The organism is Pseudomonas sp. S37, from assembly GCF_016658545.1.
Taxonomy (GTDB): domain Bacteria; phylum Pseudomonadota; class Gammaproteobacteria; order Pseudomonadales; family Pseudomonadaceae; genus Aquipseudomonas.
Genome location: NZ_JACVZC010000032.1, coordinates 1 through 19,027 on the forward strand (window position 1 = coordinate 1; position 19,027 = coordinate 19,027).

Below are 19,027 nucleotides of genomic sequence, written 5' to 3' on the forward strand. Positions count from 1 at the left end.
CCCCCCCCCCCCCCCCCCCCCCCCCCCCCCCCCCCCCCGCTCCTACAGGGAATCGCGTGACTATCGAGCAGTGTGCCGGGCCAGCGCCCACTCCACATGCTCGCGCACCAGTTCCGACGCATCCTCACGCCGCGCCTTCAGCGCCTCGAGCACCGGAATGGTCGAAGGCGCATTACCCAGCCCCACCGCCAGGTTGCGCAAGAACCGCTCATACCCCGCCCGCCGCAACGGCCCACCCTCGGTCTTGCGCAGGAAAGTCCGCTCATCCCACAGGAACATCTCGGCCAGCTCGGCATTCTCCAGCCCATGCCGTGGCTGGAAGTCCTGCTCCTGGCTGTGTTTGGCAAAGCGGTTCCAGGGGCAGACGATCTGGCAGTCATCACAGCCGAACACCCGGTTGCCCATCATCGAGCGCAATTCCACAGGAATCGCCCCCCTCAGTTCAATGGTCAGGTACGAGATACAGCGCCGCGCATCCAGCACATAAGGCCCGACGAACGCCTGTGTCGGGCAAATGTCCAGGCAGGCGGTGCAACGCCCGCAGTGTTCACTGGTGGTGGCTTCGTCCACCGGCAACGGCAGGTCGACAAACAGTTCGGCCAGGAAGAAGTAGCTGCCGGCCTTGCGGTTGAGCAGCAGGGTGTTCTTGCCGATCCAGCCCAGCCCGGCCTGCTCGGCCAAGGCCTTTTCCAGCACCGGGGCACTGTCGACGAAGGCGCGGTAACCGAACGGGCCGATGGCTTCTTGAATACGGTCGGCCAGGAACTGCACGCGCTTGCGCACCAGCTTGTGGTAGTCACGGCCCAGGGCATAGCGCGACACATAGGCTTTTTCTGGTTGCGCCAGGCGTTGGGCCATCTGCGTGTCGCCGGGCAGGTAGTCCATGCGCAGCGAGACCACGCGCACCGTACCGGGGATCAACTGGTCGGGGTGCGAGCGTTTGCTGCCGTGGGCGCCCAGGTACTCCATTTCGCCCTGGTAGCCGGCGTCGAGCCAGCGCTGCAGGTGGTGTTCGTGTTCGCCAAGGTCGACCCCGGCGATGCCGACGTGGGCAAAACCGAGTTCCTGGCCCCAGATCTTGATCGATTGGGCCAGTTGGGCGAGGTCAGGTGTAGAGGCGGACATGGATGGGCAAGGCAATACAGGCTCAGGTGCGTATAATTCTGCCAGACATTGGAGCCTTTGACCCCATGCGGCAGACCAAACACCCCGGCAATGCCCCACAACTGCTCAGCAGCGTGAACGTCGCGCATTTGCCGGCACGGCATGCGCATGCCCATAAAGGCGACTTTGGCCATGTGCTGGTGGTGGGTGGCGACCTCGGCACCGGCGGTGCTGTGCTGCTCAGCGCCGAAGCCGCCTTGCGCTGCGGTGCCGGGCTGGTCAGTGTGGCAACCCGGCCCGAGCACGTGGCCGCCAGCCTGGCACGCCTGCCCGAGGTCATGTGCCTGGGCGCCAGTTCGGCCAACCAGCTGATGGGCGTGCTCGAACGCGCCACGGTACTGGTGGTAGGCCCTGGCCTTGGGCAGGCGGCGTGGGGCCGTAGCCTGTTGTCGGCAGTGGCCAACGCCGAGCGGCCACAGGTGTGGGACGCCGATGCCCTGAACCTGCTGGCGCGTACCCCGCTGGCCTTGCCCAGTGGCAGCATCCTGACCCCGCACCCGGGGGAGGCGGCGCGGCTGCTGGGTGTTTCCACCGAGGCGGTGCAGGCCGACCGCCCGGGGGCGGCACGCAAGCTGGCGCGCCGTTACAACAGCGTCTGCGTGCTCAAGGGGGCTGGTACGCTGGTGGCAGACCCGGGTGGCCAGCTGATGCTGTGCGAGCGCGGCCACCCGGCGATGGCCGGCGCTGGCCTGGGCGATGTACTGACTGGCGTGCTGGCGGCGCTATTGGCCCAAGGGCTGGACGCCTGGCGCGCAGGTTGCCTGGGTACGTGGCTGCACGCCTGTGCCGGCGAGCGCCTGGGGGTAAAAGGAAGAGGCCTGGCGGCCAGTGATCTGGCGCCGGTCATTCGTGAATTGTTGGAGGAGCATTCTGCGTGTCTGGCTTAAATCTGTTTCTGGCCGATGAAGCGGCCACGGTCGCCTTCGGTGCAAAAATGGCCGAGGTGACCGGCGGTCGCGGCGTGATTTTCCTCGAGGGCGACCTGGGGGCAGGTAAAACCACCCTGTCGCGTGGCCTGATCCGCGGCCTGGGCCATACTGGTGCAGTGAAAAGCCCGACCTTCACCGTGGTCGAACCCTACGAAATCGGCGATGTCCGAGCTTTTCACTTCGACCTGTATCGCCTGGTCGATCCGGAGGAGCTGGAGTACATGGGCATTCGTGACTATTTCGAGGGCGACCCGTTGTGCCTGTTCGAGTGGCCACAAAACGGTGCGGGCGTTTTGCCAAAGCCTGACCTGACCATTACCATAAGCCCCCAAGCGGGCGGACGCTCGCTGAACCTTTCGCCGCAGGGGGCTCGCGGCGAGGCCTGGTGCGTGGCACTGGCCGAACACTATAAACAGTAAGTGGGGTAGGTATGCGCATACGCGCACTGGTCGCCATCGTTGGGCTGCTGCTGACAACGGTGACCGTTGACGCTCTGGCCGTCACTCAAGTCAAGAGCATGCGCCTGTGGCGCGCGCCAGACAACACGCGGCTGGTCTTCGACCTGTCTGGCCCCGTGCAGCACAGCGTCTTTACCTTGAGCGCGCCTGATCGCCTGGTCATCGACATCAATGGCGCGACCCTGGCCGCGCCGCTGAACGTGGCCACCTCCAATACGCCGATCAGCAGCGTGCGTTCGGCCCAGCGTACGCCGACCGACCTGCGCGTGGTGGTCGACCTTAAAAAGTCGGTCACCCCGAAAAGCTTCACCCTGGCGCCCAACGCCCAGTACGGCAACCGCCTGGTGGTCGACCTGTACGACCAGGAAGCCGATGCCATCGCCGCCACTGCGCCCACGCCGGCGCCGGCCCCGGTGCAAACGCCTGCCACCACACCAGCCGTGCCCGTGTCGCCGGCCCAGCCAGCCATCAAGCTGCCGCCGGTGCCTAGCGGCAAGCGCGACATCGTTATCGCCATCGACGCCGGTCACGGCGGTGAAGACCCGGGTGCTTCCGGCTCGCGCGGCCAGCATGAAAAAGACATCGTGCTGCAGATCGCCCAGGAACTGCAGCGCCAGATCAACACCGAAAAGGGCTTCCGCGCCGAGCTGACCCGTACCGGTGACTACTTCATCCCGCTGCGCAAGCGCACCGAGATTGCCCGCAAGAAGGGCGCCGACCTGTTCGTTTCGATTCACGCCGACGCTGCGCCATCCAAGGCCGCATTCGGTGCTTCGGTGTTCGCCCTGTCCGACCGTGGTGCCACCTCCGAGACCGCGCGCTGGCTGGCAGACACGGAAAACCGTTCCGACCTGATCGGTGGCGCCGGTAACGTCAGCCTCGACGACAAGGACCGCATGCTCGCGGGTGTGCTGCTCGACCTGTCGATGACCGCCACGCTCAGCTCCAGCCTGAATGTCGGGCAGAAGGTACTGGGCAACATGGGCCGCATCACCTCGCTGCACAAGCAGCGTGTGGAGCAGGCTGGCTTCATGGTGCTGAAGTCGCCGGATATCCCGTCGATTCTGGTTGAAACCGGGTTTATCTCCAACGCCAACGAGGCGGCCAAGCTGGCCACGCGCAGCCATCAGCAGGCGCTGGCCCGCTCGATTCATACCGGCGTGCGCCAGTTCTTCCAACAGAACCCGCCGCCGGGCACCTACATCGCCTGGCTGCGTGACACCGGCAAGATCGCCGCCGGCCCGCGTGAGCACACGGTGCGCCCTGGCGAAACCCTGGCGATGCTCGCCGTGCGCTACCAGGTCAGCGTGGCCAGCCTGCGCAGCACCAACAGCCTCAAGACCGATGAGCTGAAGGTTGGCCAGCGCCTCGATGTACCAGCCACCACCCTGGCCTCGCAATAATGAGTGGTGGTTCGCGCATTCAGCTGCTCAGCCCGCGGCTGGCCAACCAGATTGCCGCCGGCGAAGTGGTCGAGCGGCCAGCTTCTGTTGCCAAGGAACTGCTGGAAAACAGCCTGGACTCCGGCGCCCGGCGCATTGATGTGGACGTGGAGCAGGGCGGTGTCAAGCTGCTGAAGGTGCGGGACGATGGCAGCGGTATCTCTGCCGACGACCTGCCATTGGCGCTGGCCCGTCACGCCACCAGCAAGATCCGTGAGCTGGAAGACCTCGAAGGCGTGTTGAGCCTGGGCTTCCGTGGCGAGGCCCTGGCCTCGATCAGCTCGGTGGCACGCCTGACCCTGACGTCGCGCACTGCCAGCGCCACTGAGGCCTGGCAGGTGGAAACCGAAGGCCGCGACATGCTCCCGCGGGTGCAGCCGGCGGCGCACCCGGTGGGCACTTCGGTGGAAGTGCGCGACCTGTTCTTCAACACCCCGGCGCGGCGCAAGTTCCTCAAGGCCGAGAAAACCGAGTTCGATCACCTGCAGGAAGTGATCCGCCGGCTGGCGCTGGCGCGTTTCGACGTCGGCTTCCACCTGCGCCACAACGGCAAGAGCATCCTCAGCCTGCACGAAGCCCACGACGAAACCGCCCGTGCGCGACGCGTGGGTGCCATCTGCGGCCCAGGCTTTATGGAGCAGGCACTGCCGATCGACGTCGAACGCAATGGCCTGCGCCTGTGGGGCTGGGTGGGTTTGCCGACGTTCTCGCGCAGCCAGGCCGACCTGCAGTACTTTTTCGTCAATGGCCGTGCGGTGCGCGACAAGCTGGTCGCCCATGCCGTGCGCCAGGCCTACCGTGACGTGCTGTTCAATGGCAGGCACCCGACCTTCGTGCTGTTCCTGGAGCTGGAGCCCAACGGCGTCGACGTCAACGTGCACCCGACCAAGCACGAAGTGCGTTTCCGTGAAGGCCGCTCGGTACACGACTTCCTGTACGGCACTCTGCACCGTGCCTTGGCCGATGTGCGCCCGGAAGACCAACTGGCCGCGCCTGCTGCCTTGCCTGAGGCGATCCGCCCCACGGGCCAGCTGGCAGGCGAGTTTGGCCCGCAGGGCGAAATGCGCCTGGCTTCACCGGTGCTGGAGCAGCCCCGGGCACCACAGTTTTCCATTTCCAATGGTGGCAGTGGCTCGGGTTACCAGTCCCAGTACAGCCCGCGGCCGTCCCAGCCGCTGGCGGCTGCCGAAGCGCAGGCGGTCTACCGCGAATTCTACAAACCCATGGACGATGGCGTGGTTGCGCCTTCGGCGTTACCCGAAAGCCAGGGCGACATCCCGCCGCTGGGCTATGCCATGGCCCAGCTCAAGGGTATCTACATCCTGGCCGAAAACGCCGTCGGGCTGGTGCTGGTGGACATGCACGCCGCCCACGAGCGCATCATGTACGAGCGGCTGAAGGTAGCCATGGCCAGCGAAGGCCTTAGCGGCCAGCCGCTGCTGGTGCCGGAAACCCTGGCCCTGAGCCAGCGCGAAGCCGATTGCGCCGAAGAGCACGCGCAGTGGTTCCAGCGCCTGGGCTTCGAATTGCAGCGCCTGGGCCCGGAGACTTTGGCAATCCGCCAGATCCCGGCCTTGCTCAAGCAGGCCGAGGCCAACCGCCTGGTGCAGGACGTGCTCGCCGACCTGATGGAATACGGCACCAGTGACCGTATCCAGGCGCACCTCAACGAGCTGCTCGGCACTATGGCCTGCCACGGCGCCGTGCGCGCCAACCGGCGCCTGGCCATTCCCGAAATGAATGCCCTGCTGCGCGACATGGAAAACACCGAGCGCAGCGGCCAGTGCAACCATGGTCGCCCTACATGGACCCAGATGGGCCTGGACGACCTGGACAAACTATTCCTGCGCGGTCGATGACATGAGTGGCAAGCCCCCTGCAATATTTCTGATGGGCCCGACGGCGGCCGGCAAGACCGATCTCGCCATCGAACTGACCAAAGTGCTGCCCTGCGAGCTGATCAGCGTCGACTCGGCGCTGGTCTACCGTGGCATGGACATCGGCTCGGCCAAACCGTCGAAAGAAATCCTCGCTGCCCACCCGCACCGGCTGATCGACATTCGTGACCCGGCCGAGAGCTATTCGGCCGCGCAGTTCCGCACCGATGCCCTGCAGGCCATGGCCGAGATCACAGCGCGCGGCAAGATCCCGCTGCTGGTCGGCGGTACCATGCTCTATTACAAGGCCTTGATCGATGGCCTGGCCGACATGCCGGCGGCCGATGCCACGGTGCGCGCCGAACTGGAAGCCCAGGCCGAAGCGCTTGGTCTGGCCGAGCTGCATCGGCAACTGGCCGAGGTCGACCCGGTGTCGGCGGCGCGCATTCACCCCAACGACCCGCAGCGGTTGATCCGCGCGCTGGAAGTGTACCGGGTGAGTGGCGAAAGCATGACGGCGCATCGTCAACGTCAATTCGCGGAAAGTCGCGGCGCAGACGCAGGCGCTGACGGACATTTGCCCTATACTGTCGCCAGTTTGGCGATTGCTCCTACAGATCGTCACATTTTGCATCAGCGAATTGCGTTACGATTTTCGCAGATGCTGGAACAGGGCTTCGTTGACGAGGTCCGATCGCTGCGAGCCAGAAGTGACTTGCACGCCGGGCTACCGTCTATACGGGCAGTGGGTTATCGGCAAGTCTGGGATTACCTGGACGGCAAGCTGACTGAGAATGAGATGCGTGAACGCGGTATCATTGCCACCAGGCAGCTGGCCAAGCGGCAGTTCACCTGGTTGCGTGGCTGGCCTGACGTACACTGGCTTGACAGCCTGGCCTGCGACAATCTGTCCCGCACCTTGAAATACCTTGGGGCCATCTCCATATTGAGCTGAGTCCCTGCTGATTGCCGTCTATTCTTGCGAAGGGGCGGCCTAATTTATCGATTTTATTGATTTTCTATTATTTATCCTTACAGGAGTGCGGCATATGTCAAAAGGGCATTCGCTACAAGACCCTTACTTGAACACCTTGAGAAAAGAAAAGGTCCCGGTTTCCATTTACCTGGTCAACGGCATCAAGCTGCAGGGTTCGATCGAATCGTTCGACCAGTTCGTCGTGCTGCTGAAGAACACCGTCAGCCAGATGGTCTACAAGCACGCCATTTCGACTGTGGTACCGGCCCGTCCGGTCCGCCTGCCAAGCCCGACCGACGGCGAACACGGCGACAGCGAGCCAGGCAACGCCTGATAGGAGCCTGCATTGTTCTTTGAGCGCCACGGTGGTGGTGAGCGGGCGTTGCTCGTTCACTTGGAAGGTCATAACCCTGAGGCGCGCGAAGACCCGCAGGAGTTTCAGGAGTTGGCATTGTCGGCCGGTGCCGACATCGTTTCGCTGGTCACGGTGACAAGGCATCAGCCTTCCGCCAAATACCTGATTGGCAGCGGCAAGGTCGAGGAACTGCACGACCTGGTCCATGCCGAACAGGTAGACCTGGTGATTTTCAATCACACCCTCACGCCCAGTCAGGAGCGCAACCTCGAACGTGTGTTCGAGTGTCGTGTGCTTGACCGTACCGGGCTGATCCTCGATATCTTCGCCCAGCGGGCGCGTACCCATGAAGGCAAGCTGCAGGTCGAACTGGCCCAGCTGGACCACATGAGCACGCGGCTGGTGCGCGGCTGGACCCACCTTGAGCGACAAAAGGGTGGTATCGGCCTGCGCGGCCCGGGTGAAACCCAGCTGGAAACCGACCGCCGCCTGTTGCGGGTGCGCATACGCCAGATCAAGTCACGCCTCGAGAAAGTGCGCAGCCAGCGCGAGCAGGCACGTCGCGGGCGTAAGCGCGCGGATATCCCCTCGGTGTCGCTGGTGGGTTATACCAACGCCGGCAAGTCCACGCTGTTCAACGCCCTGACCGAATCCGAGGTGTACGCCGCGGACCAGCTGTTCGCTACCCTCGACCCGACCCTGCGCCGGCTCGAACTCAACGACCTGGGCCCGATTGTGCTGGCCGATACCGTGGGTTTCATCCGCCACCTGCCGCACAAGCTGGTCGAGGCATTTCGGGCTACGCTCGAAGAGTCGAGCAACTCCGACTTGCTGGTGCATGTGATCGATGCCCATGAGCCCGAGCGCATGGAACAGATCGAGCAGGTTTTGGCGGTATTGGGCGAGATTGGCGCCGAAGGCTTGCCGATCCTCGAGGTGTATAACAAACTCGACCTGCTTGAAGATGTCGAGCCGCAGATCCAGCGTAATGCCGATGGCAAGCCGGAACGGGTCTGGGTATCGGCACGCGATGGGCGTGGCCTGGAGCTGGTGGGCCAGGCGATTGCCGAGTTGCTGGGGGAAGATCTGTTTGTCGGTACCCTTTGCCTTGAGCAGCGTTTTGCCCGCTTGCGCGCGCAATTCTTTGCCTTGGGTGCGGTGCAGGGTGAAGAGCATGATGAAGAAGGGCGCAGCCTGCTGAGCGTGCGACTGCCCATGGTCGAACTGAATCGCCTGGTCAGCCGCGAAGGCATGGAGCCGCAAGTGTTTGTCGAGCAACACACTTTGCAATAAATGCCCGTCGAGGTCGCCGGGCAGCAGTGACAGGCATTCTGTAGCATTGGACGGCGCGCCGTGGGCGCGTCTTTGCTTTATCAGATGGAGAGCGCTATGGCTTGGAACGAGCCGGGTGGCAACTCGAACAATCAGGATCCCTGGGGCGGCCGCCGTGGTGGCGGTGGCGGTGGTGGTGACAAGAAAGGTCCGCCGGATCTGGACGAGGCCTTCCGCAAACTGCAGGACAGCCTGAACGGCATGTTCGGCGGTAAAAAGAAACGTGGCGGCGGTGACCGCAATGTCGGCAAGGGCGGTGGCCTTGGCCTGCTGGGCATTGGCCTGGCGGTGCTGGCTGCCATCTGGCTGTACAGCGCCGTGTACGTGGTCGACGAGCAGGAGCAGGCCGTGGTGCTGCGCTTCGGCAAGTACTATGAGACGGTCGGTCCCGGCCTGAACATCTACTTCCCGCCGTTCGATCGCAAGTACATGGAAAACGTCACGCGTGAGCGTGCCTACACCAAGCAGGGCCAGATGCTGACCGAAGACGAGAACATCGTCGAGGTGCCGCTGACCGTCCAGTACAAGATCAGCAACCTGCAGGACTTCGTGCTCAACGTCGACCAGCCTGAGGTGAGCCTGCAGCACGCGACCGACAGTGCCCTGCGCCACGTGGTGGGTTCCACCTCGATGGACCAGGTGCTGACCGAAGGCCGTGAGCAGATGGCCGTGGATATCCGCGAACGCCTGCAGCGCTTCCTCGACAACTACCGTACCGGTATCACCGTGACCCAGGTCAACGTACAGAGCGCGGCAGCCCCGCGTGAAGTGCAGGAAGCCTTCGACGACGTGATCCGCGCCCGTGAAGACGAGCAGCGTGCCCGCAACCAGGCCGAGTCCTACGCCAATGGCGTGGTGCCCGAAGCCCGTGGTCAGGCGCAGCGCATCATCGAGGACGCCAACGGTTACCGCGACGAGGTCATCGCCCGCGCCAAGGGTGAAGCCGACCGCTTCACCAAACTGCTGGGTGAGTACCGCAAGGCACCTGACGTGACACGTCAGCGCCTGTATCTGGAGACCATGCAAGAGGTTTACAGCAACTCGAGCAAAGTCATGGTGGCAACCAAGGACGGGCAGAACAACCTGCTCTACCTGCCACTGGACAAGATGGTCGAAGGCAGCCGCAATACGTCCGCGCCAGCCACCAGTGTGTCGCCATCGGCCAACGATGCCGCCGCGCGTGCCGCGCAGGACCTGCAACAGCAACAGCAGCAGCTGCGTACTAGGGAGAGCCGCTGATGAGCAATAGATCGCTGATCGCCCTGATCGCCGCCGTGGTCCTGGCCATCGTGGCCTGGAACAGCTTCTATATCGTGTCCCAGACCGAGCGTGCAGTCATGCTGCGTTTCGGTAAGGTGGTCCAGGCAGATGTCCAGCCTGGCCTGCACGTGAAGATTCCGTACGTGAACCAGGTGCGCAAGTTCGACGCCCGCCTCATGACCCTCGACGCCCCGACCCAGCGGTTCCTGACCCTGGAGAAGAAAGCGGTGATGGTCGACGCCTACGCCAAGTGGCGCGTCAAGGATGCCGAACGCTTCTACACCGCCACCTCCGGCATGAAGCAGATCGCCGACGAGCGTCTGTCGCGTCGTCTGGAAAGCGGCCTGCGTGACCAGTTCGGTAAACGTACCCTGCACGAAGTGGTATCCGGTGAACGTGACGCGCTGATGGCTGACATCACTGCATCGCTGAACCGCATGGCCAACAAGGAGCTGGGTATCGAGGTGGTCGACGTGCGCGTCAAGGCCATCGACCTGCCGAAGGAAGTCAACCGCAGCGTGTTCGACCGCATGAGCACCGAGCGTGAGCGTGAAGCCCGCGAACACCGTGCCAAAGGTAACGAGCTGGCTGAAGGTATTCGTGCCGACGCCGACCGTCAGCGCCGTGTGCTGCTGGCCGAGGCCTACCGCGAAGCAGAAGAAACCCGCGGTGATGGCGACGCCCAGTCGGCTGCCATCTACGCCAAGGCCTTCACCCAGGACGCTGATTTCTATGCGTTCTACCGTAGCCTGCAGGCGTACCGCGAGAGCTTCTCGAGCAAGAGCGACGTGCTGGTCCTGGACCCGAAGAACGAGTTCTTCCGCTACCTGGACAAGAGCAGGCCGTGATGCTCAGGCCCTGATTTTCATGCAGCGGCACCCCGCCTGGCAGCTAAAACACCAGGCGGGGTGCATCCTGAATGAAAAGGGGTGTATGATGAGGCAGCCGGGAAATTTCCCGGCTTTTTTGCGTCTGCAAGGTTGATTGGCAAAGCGCCAGTTGACGGATTGGTCAGCTCGCAAGGCAATTCGAGGGTATCGGGTACGGTGGCTGCGCTGGGATCAGTGCTGCCCGCTGCTGTGCGCGATACCGGCTTTACTGACGGCTCGCCTGCTGGCAAGCCGCCCGGACCAGAGGGGAAATGGCGTAATGGCAACGGTAGACCGCTGGCTGCTGCCAGATGGCATCGAGGAAGTACTGCCACCTGAAGCTGCGCGCATCGAGATCGCGCGCCGCCAGGTGTTGGACCTGTTCCAGAGTTGGGGCTACGAACTGGTCGTCACCCCGCATATCGAGTACCTGGAGTCGCTGTTGACCGGCGCCGGCCAGGACCTGGATCAGCGCACCTTCAAGGTGGTGGACCCGCAGTCCGGCCGCCTGATGGGCTTCCGCGCCGACTTCACCCCGCAGGTGGCGCGTATCGACGCCCACACCCTGCGCCGTGAAGGCCCAAGCCGCCTGTGCTACGCCGGCAGCGTGCTGCACGCCCAGCCGCGTGCACTGTCCACCTCACGCAGCCCGATCCAGTTGGGTGCCGAGCTGTACGGCGACGCCAGCCCGACCAGCGACGTCGAAGTCATCAGCCTGATGCTCGCCACGCTGCAACTGGCCGATGTGCCGGACGTGCACATGGACCTCGGTCACGTCGGTATCTACCGCGGCCTGGCCCGTGCTGCCGGCCTGTCCGGTGCGGTCGAGCAGCAGCTGTTCGACGCCCTGCAGCGCAAGTCGGTCGATGAAGTGCAGGCACTGACTGCCGACCTGCCAAAGGACCTGGGCAACATGCTGCGTGCGCTGGTCGAACTGTGCGGTGGCCGCGAAGTGCTGAACGAAGCCCGCGTGCGCCTGGGCCGTGCCCCGGCCAGCGTGCTGGCAGCACTGGACGACCTGCTGGCGATCGCTGACCGCCTGGCCGCGCGCTACCCGGAGCTGCCGCTGTACTTCGACCTCGGCGAGCTGCGCGGTTACCACTACCACACGGGCGTGGTGTTCGCCGTGTTCGTGCCGGGCGAAGGTCAATCGATCGCCCAGGGCGGGCGCTACGACGACATCGGCGCCGACTTTGGCCGGGCGCGCCCGGCTACCGGTTTCTCCACGGATTTGAAGACCCTGGTCACACTGGGGCGAGCGGAGGTCGTATTGCCAACTGGCGGCATCTGGATGCCGGACAGTGGCGACGCGGCCCTCTGGCAGCAAGTCTGCCAGTTGCGCAACGAGGGCCAGCGTGTGGTCCAGGCTTTGCCTGGCCAGCCGTTGAGTGCTGCTCTCGAGGCGGATTGTGATCGGCAATTGATTCAGCAAGACGGGCGCTGGCAGGTTCTGCCGCTGGCCCAGTGAGTTTCTGCGTCGGCAAAGGCCGGCAACCAAGTTTGCGTGAATGAGGACCAATGTAATGGGTAAGAATGTCGTCGTCCTGGGCACCCAGTGGGGTGATGAGGGCAAAGGCAAGATCGTCGATCTGCTGACCGAACATGCTGCCGCCGTAGTGCGCTACCAAGGTGGCCACAACGCGGGCCACACCCTGGTGATCAACGGTGAAAAAACCGTTTTGCACCTGATTCCGTCCGGCATCCTGCGTGAAGGCGTACAGTGCCTGATCGGCAACGGCGTGGTCGTTGCCCCGGATGCACTGATGCGTGAAATCACCAAGCTGGAAGAGAAGGGCGTACCGGTGCGCGAGCGCCTGCGCATTTCCCCGGCTGCGCCGCTGATCCTGTCGTACCACGTGGCCCTGGACCAGGCCCGCGAAAAAGCCCGTGGCGAAGCCAAGATCGGCACCACCGGCCGTGGTATCGGCCCAGCCTACGAAGACAAGGTTGCACGCCGCGGCCTGCGCGTGGGCGACCTGTTCCACCGCGAGCGTTTCGCCGCCAAGCTGGGTGAGCTGCTGGACTACCACAACTTCCAGCTGGTGAACTACTACAAAGAGCCGGCCATCGACTTCCAGCAGACCCTGGACGAGTGCATGGCCTACGCCGAGCAGCTCAAGCCGATGATGCTCGACGTTACCGCCGAGCTGCACAACCTGCGCCGCGCCGGCAAGGACATCATGTTCGAAGGCGCCCAAGGCTCGCTGCTGGACATCGACCACGGTACCTACCCGTACGTCACCAGCTCCAACACCACGGCTGGCGGTATCTCCACCGGTTCCGGCGTTGGCCCGATGTACCTCGACTACATCCTCGGTATCACCAAGGCGTACACCACGCGTGTCGGTTCCGGTCCGTTCCCGACCGAACTGTTCGACGAGACTGGCGCTACCCTGGCCAAGCGTGGCCACGAGTTCGGTTCCACCACCGGCCGTGCCCGCCGTTGCGGCTGGTTCGATGCCGTCATCCTGCGTCGCGCCATCGACGTCAACAGCATCTCGGGCATCTGCCTGACCAAGCTGGACGTACTGGACGGTCTGGAAACCATCAACATCTGTGTTGGCTACAAGAACGAGAACGGTGCTGTGATCGACGCACCTTCCGATGCCGACAGCTACATCGGCCTGGAGCCGGTGTACGAAGAGATGCCAGGCTGGAGCGAGTCGACCCTGGGTGCCAAGACCCTGGAAGCGCTGCCAGAAGCTGCTCGTGCTTACATCAAGCGCATCGAAGAGCTGGTAGGCGCGCCGATCGACATCATTTCGACCGGCCCTGACCGCAACGAGACCATCGTGCTGCGTCACCCGTTCGCCTGATCTGCCCTCCAGGCTGATCTGACGCCGTGGCCCTGAAAGGGGCTGCGGCGTTTTTGTTTGTGGTGTCGGCCCATACGGTCCCTGTGGGAGCGGGTTTACCCGCGAAGAAGCCTGCACAGGAAAATCCATTGCTCAACCTTGGCGCATATCCCTGCTCCCCCCGGCACAACCCTTGCTGTAAGAAACGTCTGACGATGCCATCAAAATAGTGGCGCCAGAAAACACGAGGGTTACACCGTGTCTGCCATCCTCTCACTGTTACGAAGCCGCCTTTTGCGGCCTGTGTTTGTTGCCCTTGGTATCGCTCTTTTGGTGCAAGTGCTGGTTGCCGTTGCGCTTACCCGCAGCACGGTCACTGCCCTGGAGGCCGACCTGGGCGAGCGCCTGGGCCAAGACAGCCGCCAGCTCGCCAACGACCTGGAGCAAGCCGGGCAAGATGTACGTTCGGGCCTCGACGGCCTGTCCAGTAGCACTCGCCAGCGCCTCAGCGCGGGTTTGTCTACGCGCCTGCAAAGCGAACAGCAGCAACTGCGCAGCACCCTGGAGAAGAACCTCAAGGACTCCGCCAACGACATGGCCGAGCTGCTGGCCTCGGTCGCTCCGCGGGCGATCTGGGATAACGACGTGCCGGTGCTCTCCGACTTCGCCCGTCGTGCCCAGCGTAACCCCAACGTGCTGTTCGTGATCTACGACGATGCTCAGGGCCAGCACCTGACTCGTTACCTGAATCGGCAAAACCCGATCAACCAGGCATTGATGGAGAAAGGCCAAGGCGAGCGCGCGCTGGACAAGGTAATCGATGCAGCCCGTCGTGATCCGGCGGTGTACTTCGTCGAAGCGCCGATCAACCCCAATGGTGCAGAAATCGGCAAGGTGGTGATGGGTGTTTCCACCGCGGGTATCGACCAGGAGCTCAAGGCCCTCGACCAACGCTTTTCGGCGCTGATTGCCAGTGGTGAGCAGTTGGTTGGCGACAGCCTGGTCGGTGCTGCCGCCGACAGCGGCAAAACCCTGCGCGAGCGCCTGGAAAAAGCACAGGGCAGCGCCGCAGCAATGCAGGCCAACACCGCGCAGACTGTGCGTGAGGCCGCTGCCGAGTTGCGCTGGCGCATCGGCCTGGGCCTGGTGGTGGTGGGGCTCGGTGTGCTGCTGGTCGTGGCCGTGGTACTTGGCCGCCGGGTACTGAGCAAGTTGCGCCTGTTGATAACCGCCCTGAATGACCTTGCGGCGGGCGAGGGTGACCTGACCAAACGCGTGCCGCTCGACAGCCGCGACGAAATTGGCGACATGGCCTCGGCGGTGAACCGCTTTGTCGACAAGCTGCAGCCAATCGTGCGTGAGGCGGGTGAAGTGGCGCAGCGTACCGGCGTGGAGATTGGCGCGATGGCCCAGCGCAATGCCGGCGCCGATGCCGCCGCCGCGCTCCAGCGAGATGAAGTGGCAGCCAGCCTGCGTGACCTGTCGAGCATGGCCGATGAGGCGCAGGCCGAAAGCCACGCGATGCAGGCGGCGTTGCAGCAAGTAGTGGATATCCGCCAGGCCACCGATGAAAACAGCCGCACCTCGACCCAGCTGGCCGGTTTGATCGAGAACCTGGCTGGGCAGGTGGACGCTGGCTCTCAGGTGATCGAGCGCCTGGCCAAGCAGAGCGAGCAGATTGAAGTGGTGTTGACGGTGATTCACGGTATTGCCGAGCAGACCAACTTGCTGGCCCTGAATGCCGCCATTGAAGCGGCCCGTGCGGGTGAAACCGGGCGTGGCTTTGCCGTGGTGGCGGATGAGGTGAGGGCGCTGGCGAGCAAGACGCAAAGCTCCACCGGGGATATCCAGGCGCACATCGCCGCGCTGCAGAAGGGCGCCAAGGAAGCTGTGGCCACTATCAGCCAGGCTGGGCTCAAGGCCAATGAGGGGCTGTTGGTGCTGCGTGACAACGAGCGCCGCCAGCAGTCGGTGCAGGCTGCCGTTGAGCAGGTGCATGCGGCTATTGGCCTGGCGACCCGTGCGGCCGAGCAGCAGGCGAGCGGGGCGCAGGCGGTGCGGGGGCGGGTAGAGACCATTCATGCCCAGGCTGAGCGCTCGGCGGAGGTGGTGATGCAGACCACGGCCAGCAGCAAGGTGCTGGATGATCTGGCGGCGCAGCTGCGAGCCAGCCTGGGCCAGTTCAGGGCATAGAAATGTGCGGGTTCATCGCAACCCTGTGGGAGCGGGTTCACCCGCGAAGAATACGACGCGGTGGATGGCACCGGCTTCGCCGGTGTTCGCGGGTGAACCCGCTCCCACAGAGAGTGATGATGGGTATCGGTGGGTGGGGTTGGTATGATGGCCGCATCACATGGCAAAGGGAGTTGTTCATGTCTGCCCAACTGGTCGCCGCCCCGGCCGAGCTGGATTTCCTTCATCGCGACAGCGTGCACATCGCTGCACCAATGACCGCCCTCCAGGCCTACTGCGCCATGATCTCGGATGTCCCCGGCTGGCTGGCCCAGGCCTTCCGCCTGCGCGACTTTATCTCACGCCGCTTCAACGTCGCGGCCATCCACGGTTTCTCATCGCGCAGCCCCGAACGGGTGCCGGCAGTGGGTGAGTATCTGGACTTCTTCCTGGTCGAGGCTATCAGCGACCAGCAATTGGTCCTGACCTCGCGTGACACGCACCTGGCGGTGATGGTGAGCATGGATCTGGGTGAGCAGAGCGATGGCCGGCAGCGCTTGAGCGTGACCACCTCGGTGCGGTGCTTCAACCGTTTCGGCCGCCTCTACATGCTGCCCGTTGGCAAGGCCCATGGGCCAATTGTGCGCCGTATGCTGCGTAACATCTGATGGCCTCTTCGCGGGCTTGCCCGCTCCCACAGGTACTGCGCAGGCCCTGAGAGCGGCGCGGTACCTGTGGGAGCGGGCAAGCCCGCGAAGAAGGTTACGCCTTGTTCAGATACATCCGCGTAGTCAGCAGATAAACCGGCAACCCCGACACCACAATCAGCAACGCCGCATAAGGCGCCGCCGCCGCGAACTCGACGTTTGCCGTATGCGCCCACACCTCGGTGGCCAATGTGGTCATGCCAGTTGGGCTGAGCAGCAGGGTTGCCGTCAGTTCCTTCATGGCATCCAGGAACACGAGGGCAAAGGCCGCTGCCATGGCCGGGAAGATGATCGGCAAGGTCACCCGGCAGAACGCGGCAAAGCTGCTCGCGCCCAGAGTGCGCGCGGCTTCTTCCAGCGTTGGCGAAGCCTTGTTCAGTGCGGTGCGCACCGGCGACTGCGCCAGTGGCAGGAACAGCAGCGCATATGCCAGCAACAGCAACGCCGTGGTCTGGTACAGCGCCGGCACGTAGTGCAAGGCGAAGAACACCAGGGTCAGGGCAATGACCAGGCCAGGCAGGGCGTGCAGCAGGTACGGCAGGCGCTCGGCCCAGATCGCCAGGCGGCCCTTGTAGCGCACCACCAGGAAGCTGATCGGCAGTGCCAGCAGCACGCAGAAGCCAGCACCGCCCAGCGACACCGACAGCGAAGTGAACAGCGCCTTGGAGATGGCCGCCACCGGGAATGCCGCCGACGAGCCAACGCTCAGCCAGTAACCGAGCATGGCCAGCGGAATACCGCTGCCCAGCACCGCCAGGCCCACGCAGAACAGTTGCGCCGGTACCGCCCAGCCCCGTAGCCGCAACGGTTGCGCACGGCGTGCCACGCCCTGGCCGATGCGCACATGGCGGGCCTTGCCGCGTACGCGCAACTCCAGCCACAGCATCACCAGGCACATCGCCAGCAGCACGGCAGAGAGCATCGCCGCGTTGGCATTGCTGAACTCCAGTTCGAACTGCTGGTAAATCGCCGTGGTGAAGGTTTGCAGGCCGAGGATCGACAGTGCGCCGAACTCCACCAGCATGTGCAGGGCAATCAGCAGCGCGCCGCCGAGCATCGACGGCCACAGCAGCGGCAGGGTGACTTTGACGAACACCCCCCAGCGGCTGCAGCCCAAAGTGCGCGCCGACTCCTCCAGCGAGGTATCGAGGTTGCGCAGGGTGGCGGCCACCGGCAGGAACACCAGTGGGTACTTGGACAAGGCCATGACCATGATCGCCCCGCCAAGCCCTTCAAAGTCCGAACTCAGCGACACCCAGGTAAAGCTGCTGACGAACGATGGCACCGCAAACGGCAGGCACAGCACCACGCCCCACAGGCGGCGGCCGGCCAGGTTGCTGCGCTCCAGCAGCCAGGCCAGCGCCAGGCCGACCACCATGCAGGTCAGCGTCACCCCGACCATCAGCAGCAGGGTGTTGCGCATCAGCCCCCAGACAAAGGGCCGCCACAGCAGGTGCAAGGCTTCGCGCCAGCCGGCTTCCCAGGCTTTGATGGCGACATAGGCCAGCGGCAGCAAGCTCATCGCCACCAGGAACAGAACGGGCAGCAGCACCCAGATGGAAGGGCGCTTGCGGCGCGGTACGAAGCGTACCGGCGCAGGCTGGGACAGGGCGGCGGTCATCAGAGCAGGCCGACCTCGCGCTCAAGCTCGATGGCTTCCTCGGCATTGCCAAGGTCGGCCGGCGAGATCTTCGGCGGGCGCAGATCTTCGAACGGCTTCAGGCCACGGTCGGAAACCATGCCTTTGTGCAGCGGGTATTCGGCGGTGGTCTGGGTGATCACGCGCTGGCCTTCTTCGCTGGCCATCCAGTTGAGCAGGGCCTGGGCTTCTTTCGGGTGCTTGCTGGCCTTGACCACGGCTGCGCCCGAAATGGTCACCAGGTTGCCGGCATCGCCGTCAGCCAGGTAGTAGAGTTTGGTGTCCAGTTTGCCGCGTTCGCGTTCAAGCGCGTACCAGTAGTAGTTGTTCACCAGTACTGCAGCCACTTCGCCTTTTTCAACGGCTTTGAGGGCAACCATGTTGTTGGTGTAGGTCTTGCCGAAGGCTTTCAGGCCGGTCAGCCATTCCTCGGTGGCTTCACGACCGTGCATTTTCAGGATGGCCACAGCCTGCTCCTGGAACGCACCACTGGTGGGTACATAGCCGACACGACCTTCCCATTCAGGGTCGGCGAAGTCCATGACCGTGGTTGGCAGGTCTTTTTCGTCGACCTTCTTCGGGTTGTACACCACGATACGCGTACGGGCCGTGATGCCCATCCAGGTGCCGTTGGCGCCGACGTACTCCTTGGGCACCATGTTCACGGTGGTGTCGTCGATCTTCGCCAGCAGGCCCAGCTCGCCCAGGTTGTTCAGTGGCGGGGACTCTTCGGTATAGATGATGTCGGCGGGCGAGCGGTCGCCTTCCTCGATGATCTGGCTGGCCAGCTGGTTGCTGCTACCCTTGCGGATATCGATGTGGATACCGGTCTTGGCCTCATAGGCCTTGGCGATGGCTTCGCCGATTTCCTTGTGCTGACCGTTGTACATGGTCAGGGTGACCGGTGCGTCTGCCATGGCGGCCGGAGCGCCGATGACCAGGCTCAGCACGGCGGCGGCCAAGGTACGCATCAGCGGTTGCGGGCGGATCGTCATGCGGGTACTTCCTCGCTTACGGCTACATATTTGGAAACAATGGTAAACGAAATCGTT

At 63.9% G+C, this 19,027-nt stretch carries 16 protein-coding genes; 13 read left to right on the forward strand and 3 right to left on the reverse strand.

Translation table 11 applies throughout. The features are described 5' to 3' along the window. Nucleotides 1-60 precede the first annotated feature (60 nt). Nucleotides 61-1,125 (reverse strand): tRNA epoxyqueuosine(34) reductase QueG, encoded by a 1,065-nt coding sequence (gene queG / locus IAE39_RS12795; RefSeq protein ID WP_201202852.1) that lies wholly within the window; start codon nt 1,123-1,125, stop codon nt 61-63. A 65-nt stretch (nt 1,126-1,190) separates the two neighbouring features. Here queG and IAE39_RS12800 point away from each other — a divergent pair, with 65 nt between their 5' ends. The 13 genes from IAE39_RS12800 to IAE39_RS12860 all read left to right on the forward strand — a co-directional run bounded on the left by IAE39_RS12800 (nt 1,191) and on the right by IAE39_RS12860 (nt 16,297). Then, nucleotides 1,191-2,051 carry an NAD(P)H-hydrate dehydratase gene (locus IAE39_RS12800; RefSeq protein WP_201202854.1) on the forward strand — a complete coding sequence of 287 codons (861 nt, stop codon included), beginning with the start codon at nt 1,191-1,193 and terminating at the stop codon, nt 2,049-2,051. Beyond that, the gene (tsaE, locus tag IAE39_RS12805; protein ID WP_201202858.1) at nt 2,039-2,512 is read left to right on the forward strand and encodes a tRNA (adenosine(37)-N6)-threonylcarbamoyltransferase complex ATPase subunit type 1 TsaE; all 474 of its coding nucleotides are present in this window, start codon (nt 2,039-2,041) and stop codon (nt 2,510-2,512) included. Before IAE39_RS12800 ends, tsaE begins: the two co-directional genes overlap by 13 nt. A gap of 11 nt (nt 2,513-2,523) precedes the next feature. After that, a complete protein-coding gene (locus IAE39_RS12810; RefSeq protein WP_201202859.1) occupies nt 2,524-3,954 on the forward strand; it encodes an N-acetylmuramoyl-L-alanine amidase in 1,431 nt (476 codons plus the stop codon). After that, nucleotides 3,954-5,852, forward strand: coding sequence for a DNA mismatch repair endonuclease MutL (gene mutL / locus IAE39_RS12815; protein ID WP_201202861.1), 1,899 nt, complete (start codon nt 3,954-3,956; stop codon nt 5,850-5,852). The genes IAE39_RS12810 and mutL overlap by 1 nt, the downstream gene beginning before the upstream one ends. A 1-nt stretch (nt 5,853) precedes the next feature. Next, nucleotides 5,854-6,825: a tRNA (adenosine(37)-N6)-dimethylallyltransferase MiaA gene (gene miaA, locus IAE39_RS12820; protein WP_201202863.1), complete on the forward strand. Its 972-nt coding sequence runs from the start codon at nt 5,854-5,856 to the stop codon at nt 6,823-6,825. A 94-nt stretch (nt 6,826-6,919) separates the two neighbouring features. Further along, nucleotides 6,920-7,180, forward strand: a complete 261-nt coding sequence (hfq, locus tag IAE39_RS12825) for an RNA chaperone Hfq (protein WP_012274457.1) — start codon at nt 6,920-6,922, stop codon at nt 7,178-7,180. A gap of 12 nt (nt 7,181-7,192) precedes the next feature. Continuing rightward, entirely contained in the window at nt 7,193-8,494 is a 1,302-nt protein-coding gene (gene hflX, locus IAE39_RS12830) for a ribosome rescue GTPase HflX (RefSeq protein WP_201202865.1), read from the forward strand. 96 nt (nt 8,495-8,590) lie between these two features. Next, on the forward strand, nt 8,591-9,772 hold the full coding sequence (gene hflK, locus IAE39_RS12835) for an FtsH protease activity modulator HflK (protein ID WP_201202868.1): 1,182 nt from the start codon (nt 8,591-8,593) through the stop codon (nt 9,770-9,772). Further along, complete coding sequence (gene hflC, locus IAE39_RS12840) at nt 9,772-10,641, forward strand: protease modulator HflC (RefSeq protein ID WP_201202881.1); 870 nt, start codon at nt 9,772-9,774, stop codon at nt 10,639-10,641. The genes hflK and hflC overlap by 1 nt, the downstream gene beginning before the upstream one ends. Before the next feature lie 301 nt (nt 10,642-10,942). After that, nucleotides 10,943-12,130, forward strand: coding sequence for an ATP phosphoribosyltransferase regulatory subunit (locus tag IAE39_RS12845; RefSeq protein WP_201202882.1), 1,188 nt, complete (start codon nt 10,943-10,945; stop codon nt 12,128-12,130). Nucleotides 12,131-12,185: 55 nt separating this feature from the next. Then, nucleotides 12,186-13,478: an adenylosuccinate synthase gene (locus tag IAE39_RS12850; protein ID WP_027592535.1), complete on the forward strand. Its 1,293-nt coding sequence runs from the start codon at nt 12,186-12,188 to the stop codon at nt 13,476-13,478. 237 nt (nt 13,479-13,715) lie between these two features. Next, on the forward strand, nt 13,716-15,650 hold the full coding sequence (locus tag IAE39_RS12855; RefSeq protein ID WP_201202883.1) for a methyl-accepting chemotaxis protein: 1,935 nt from the start codon (nt 13,716-13,718) through the stop codon (nt 15,648-15,650). Nucleotides 15,651-15,829: 179 nt separating this feature from the next. Continuing rightward, nucleotides 15,830-16,297, forward strand: coding sequence for a DUF2867 domain-containing protein (locus IAE39_RS12860; RefSeq protein WP_201202884.1), 468 nt, complete (start codon nt 15,830-15,832; stop codon nt 16,295-16,297). A 94-nt stretch (nt 16,298-16,391) separates the two neighbouring features. Here IAE39_RS12860 and IAE39_RS12865 read toward each other — a convergent pair whose 3' ends face one another. Together IAE39_RS12865 and IAE39_RS12870 are read right to left on the reverse strand one after the other, a co-directional pair. Further along, nucleotides 16,392-17,957 carry an ABC transporter permease gene (locus IAE39_RS12865; RefSeq protein WP_201202885.1) on the reverse strand — a complete coding sequence of 522 codons (1,566 nt, stop codon included), beginning with the start codon at nt 17,955-17,957 and terminating at the stop codon, nt 16,392-16,394. Further along, nucleotides 17,957-18,970, reverse strand: coding sequence for an extracellular solute-binding protein (locus tag IAE39_RS12870; protein ID WP_201202887.1), 1,014 nt, complete (start codon nt 18,968-18,970; stop codon nt 17,957-17,959). Before IAE39_RS12870 ends, IAE39_RS12865 begins: the two co-directional genes overlap by 1 nt. Nucleotides 18,971-19,027: the final 57 nt, after the last annotated feature.

Excerpts from the sequence above, each read along its gene's own strand:
- queG (WP_201202852.1), bottom strand. The coding sequence starts at position 1,125 with ATGTCCGCCTCTACACCTGACCTCGCCCAACTGGCCCAATCGATCAAG.
- IAE39_RS12800 (WP_201202854.1), top strand. The coding sequence starts at position 1,191 with ATGCGGCAGACCAAACACCCCGGCAATGCCCCACAACTGCTCAGCAGC.
- IAE39_RS12810 (WP_201202859.1), top strand. The coding sequence starts at position 2,524 with ATGCGCATACGCGCACTGGTCGCCATCGTTGGGCTGCTGCTGACAACG.
- mutL (WP_201202861.1), top strand. The coding sequence starts at position 3,954 with ATGAGTGGTGGTTCGCGCATTCAGCTGCTCAGCCCGCGGCTGGCCAAC.
- miaA (WP_201202863.1), top strand. The coding sequence starts at position 5,854 with ATGAGTGGCAAGCCCCCTGCAATATTTCTGATGGGCCCGACGGCGGCC.
- hfq (WP_012274457.1), top strand. The coding sequence starts at position 6,920 with ATGTCAAAAGGGCATTCGCTACAAGACCCTTACTTGAACACCTTGAGA.
- hflK (WP_201202868.1), top strand. The coding sequence starts at position 8,591 with ATGGCTTGGAACGAGCCGGGTGGCAACTCGAACAATCAGGATCCCTGG.
- hflC (WP_201202881.1), top strand. The coding sequence starts at position 9,772 with ATGAGCAATAGATCGCTGATCGCCCTGATCGCCGCCGTGGTCCTGGCC.
- IAE39_RS12845 (WP_201202882.1), top strand. The coding sequence starts at position 10,943 with ATGGCAACGGTAGACCGCTGGCTGCTGCCAGATGGCATCGAGGAAGTA.
- IAE39_RS12850 (WP_027592535.1), top strand. The coding sequence starts at position 12,186 with ATGGGTAAGAATGTCGTCGTCCTGGGCACCCAGTGGGGTGATGAGGGC.
- IAE39_RS12860 (WP_201202884.1), top strand. The coding sequence starts at position 15,830 with ATGTCTGCCCAACTGGTCGCCGCCCCGGCCGAGCTGGATTTCCTTCAT.
- IAE39_RS12865 (WP_201202885.1), bottom strand. The coding sequence starts at position 17,957 with ATGACCGCCGCCCTGTCCCAGCCTGCGCCGGTACGCTTCGTACCGCGC.
- IAE39_RS12870 (WP_201202887.1), bottom strand. The coding sequence starts at position 18,970 with ATGACGATCCGCCCGCAACCGCTGATGCGTACCTTGGCCGCCGCCGTG.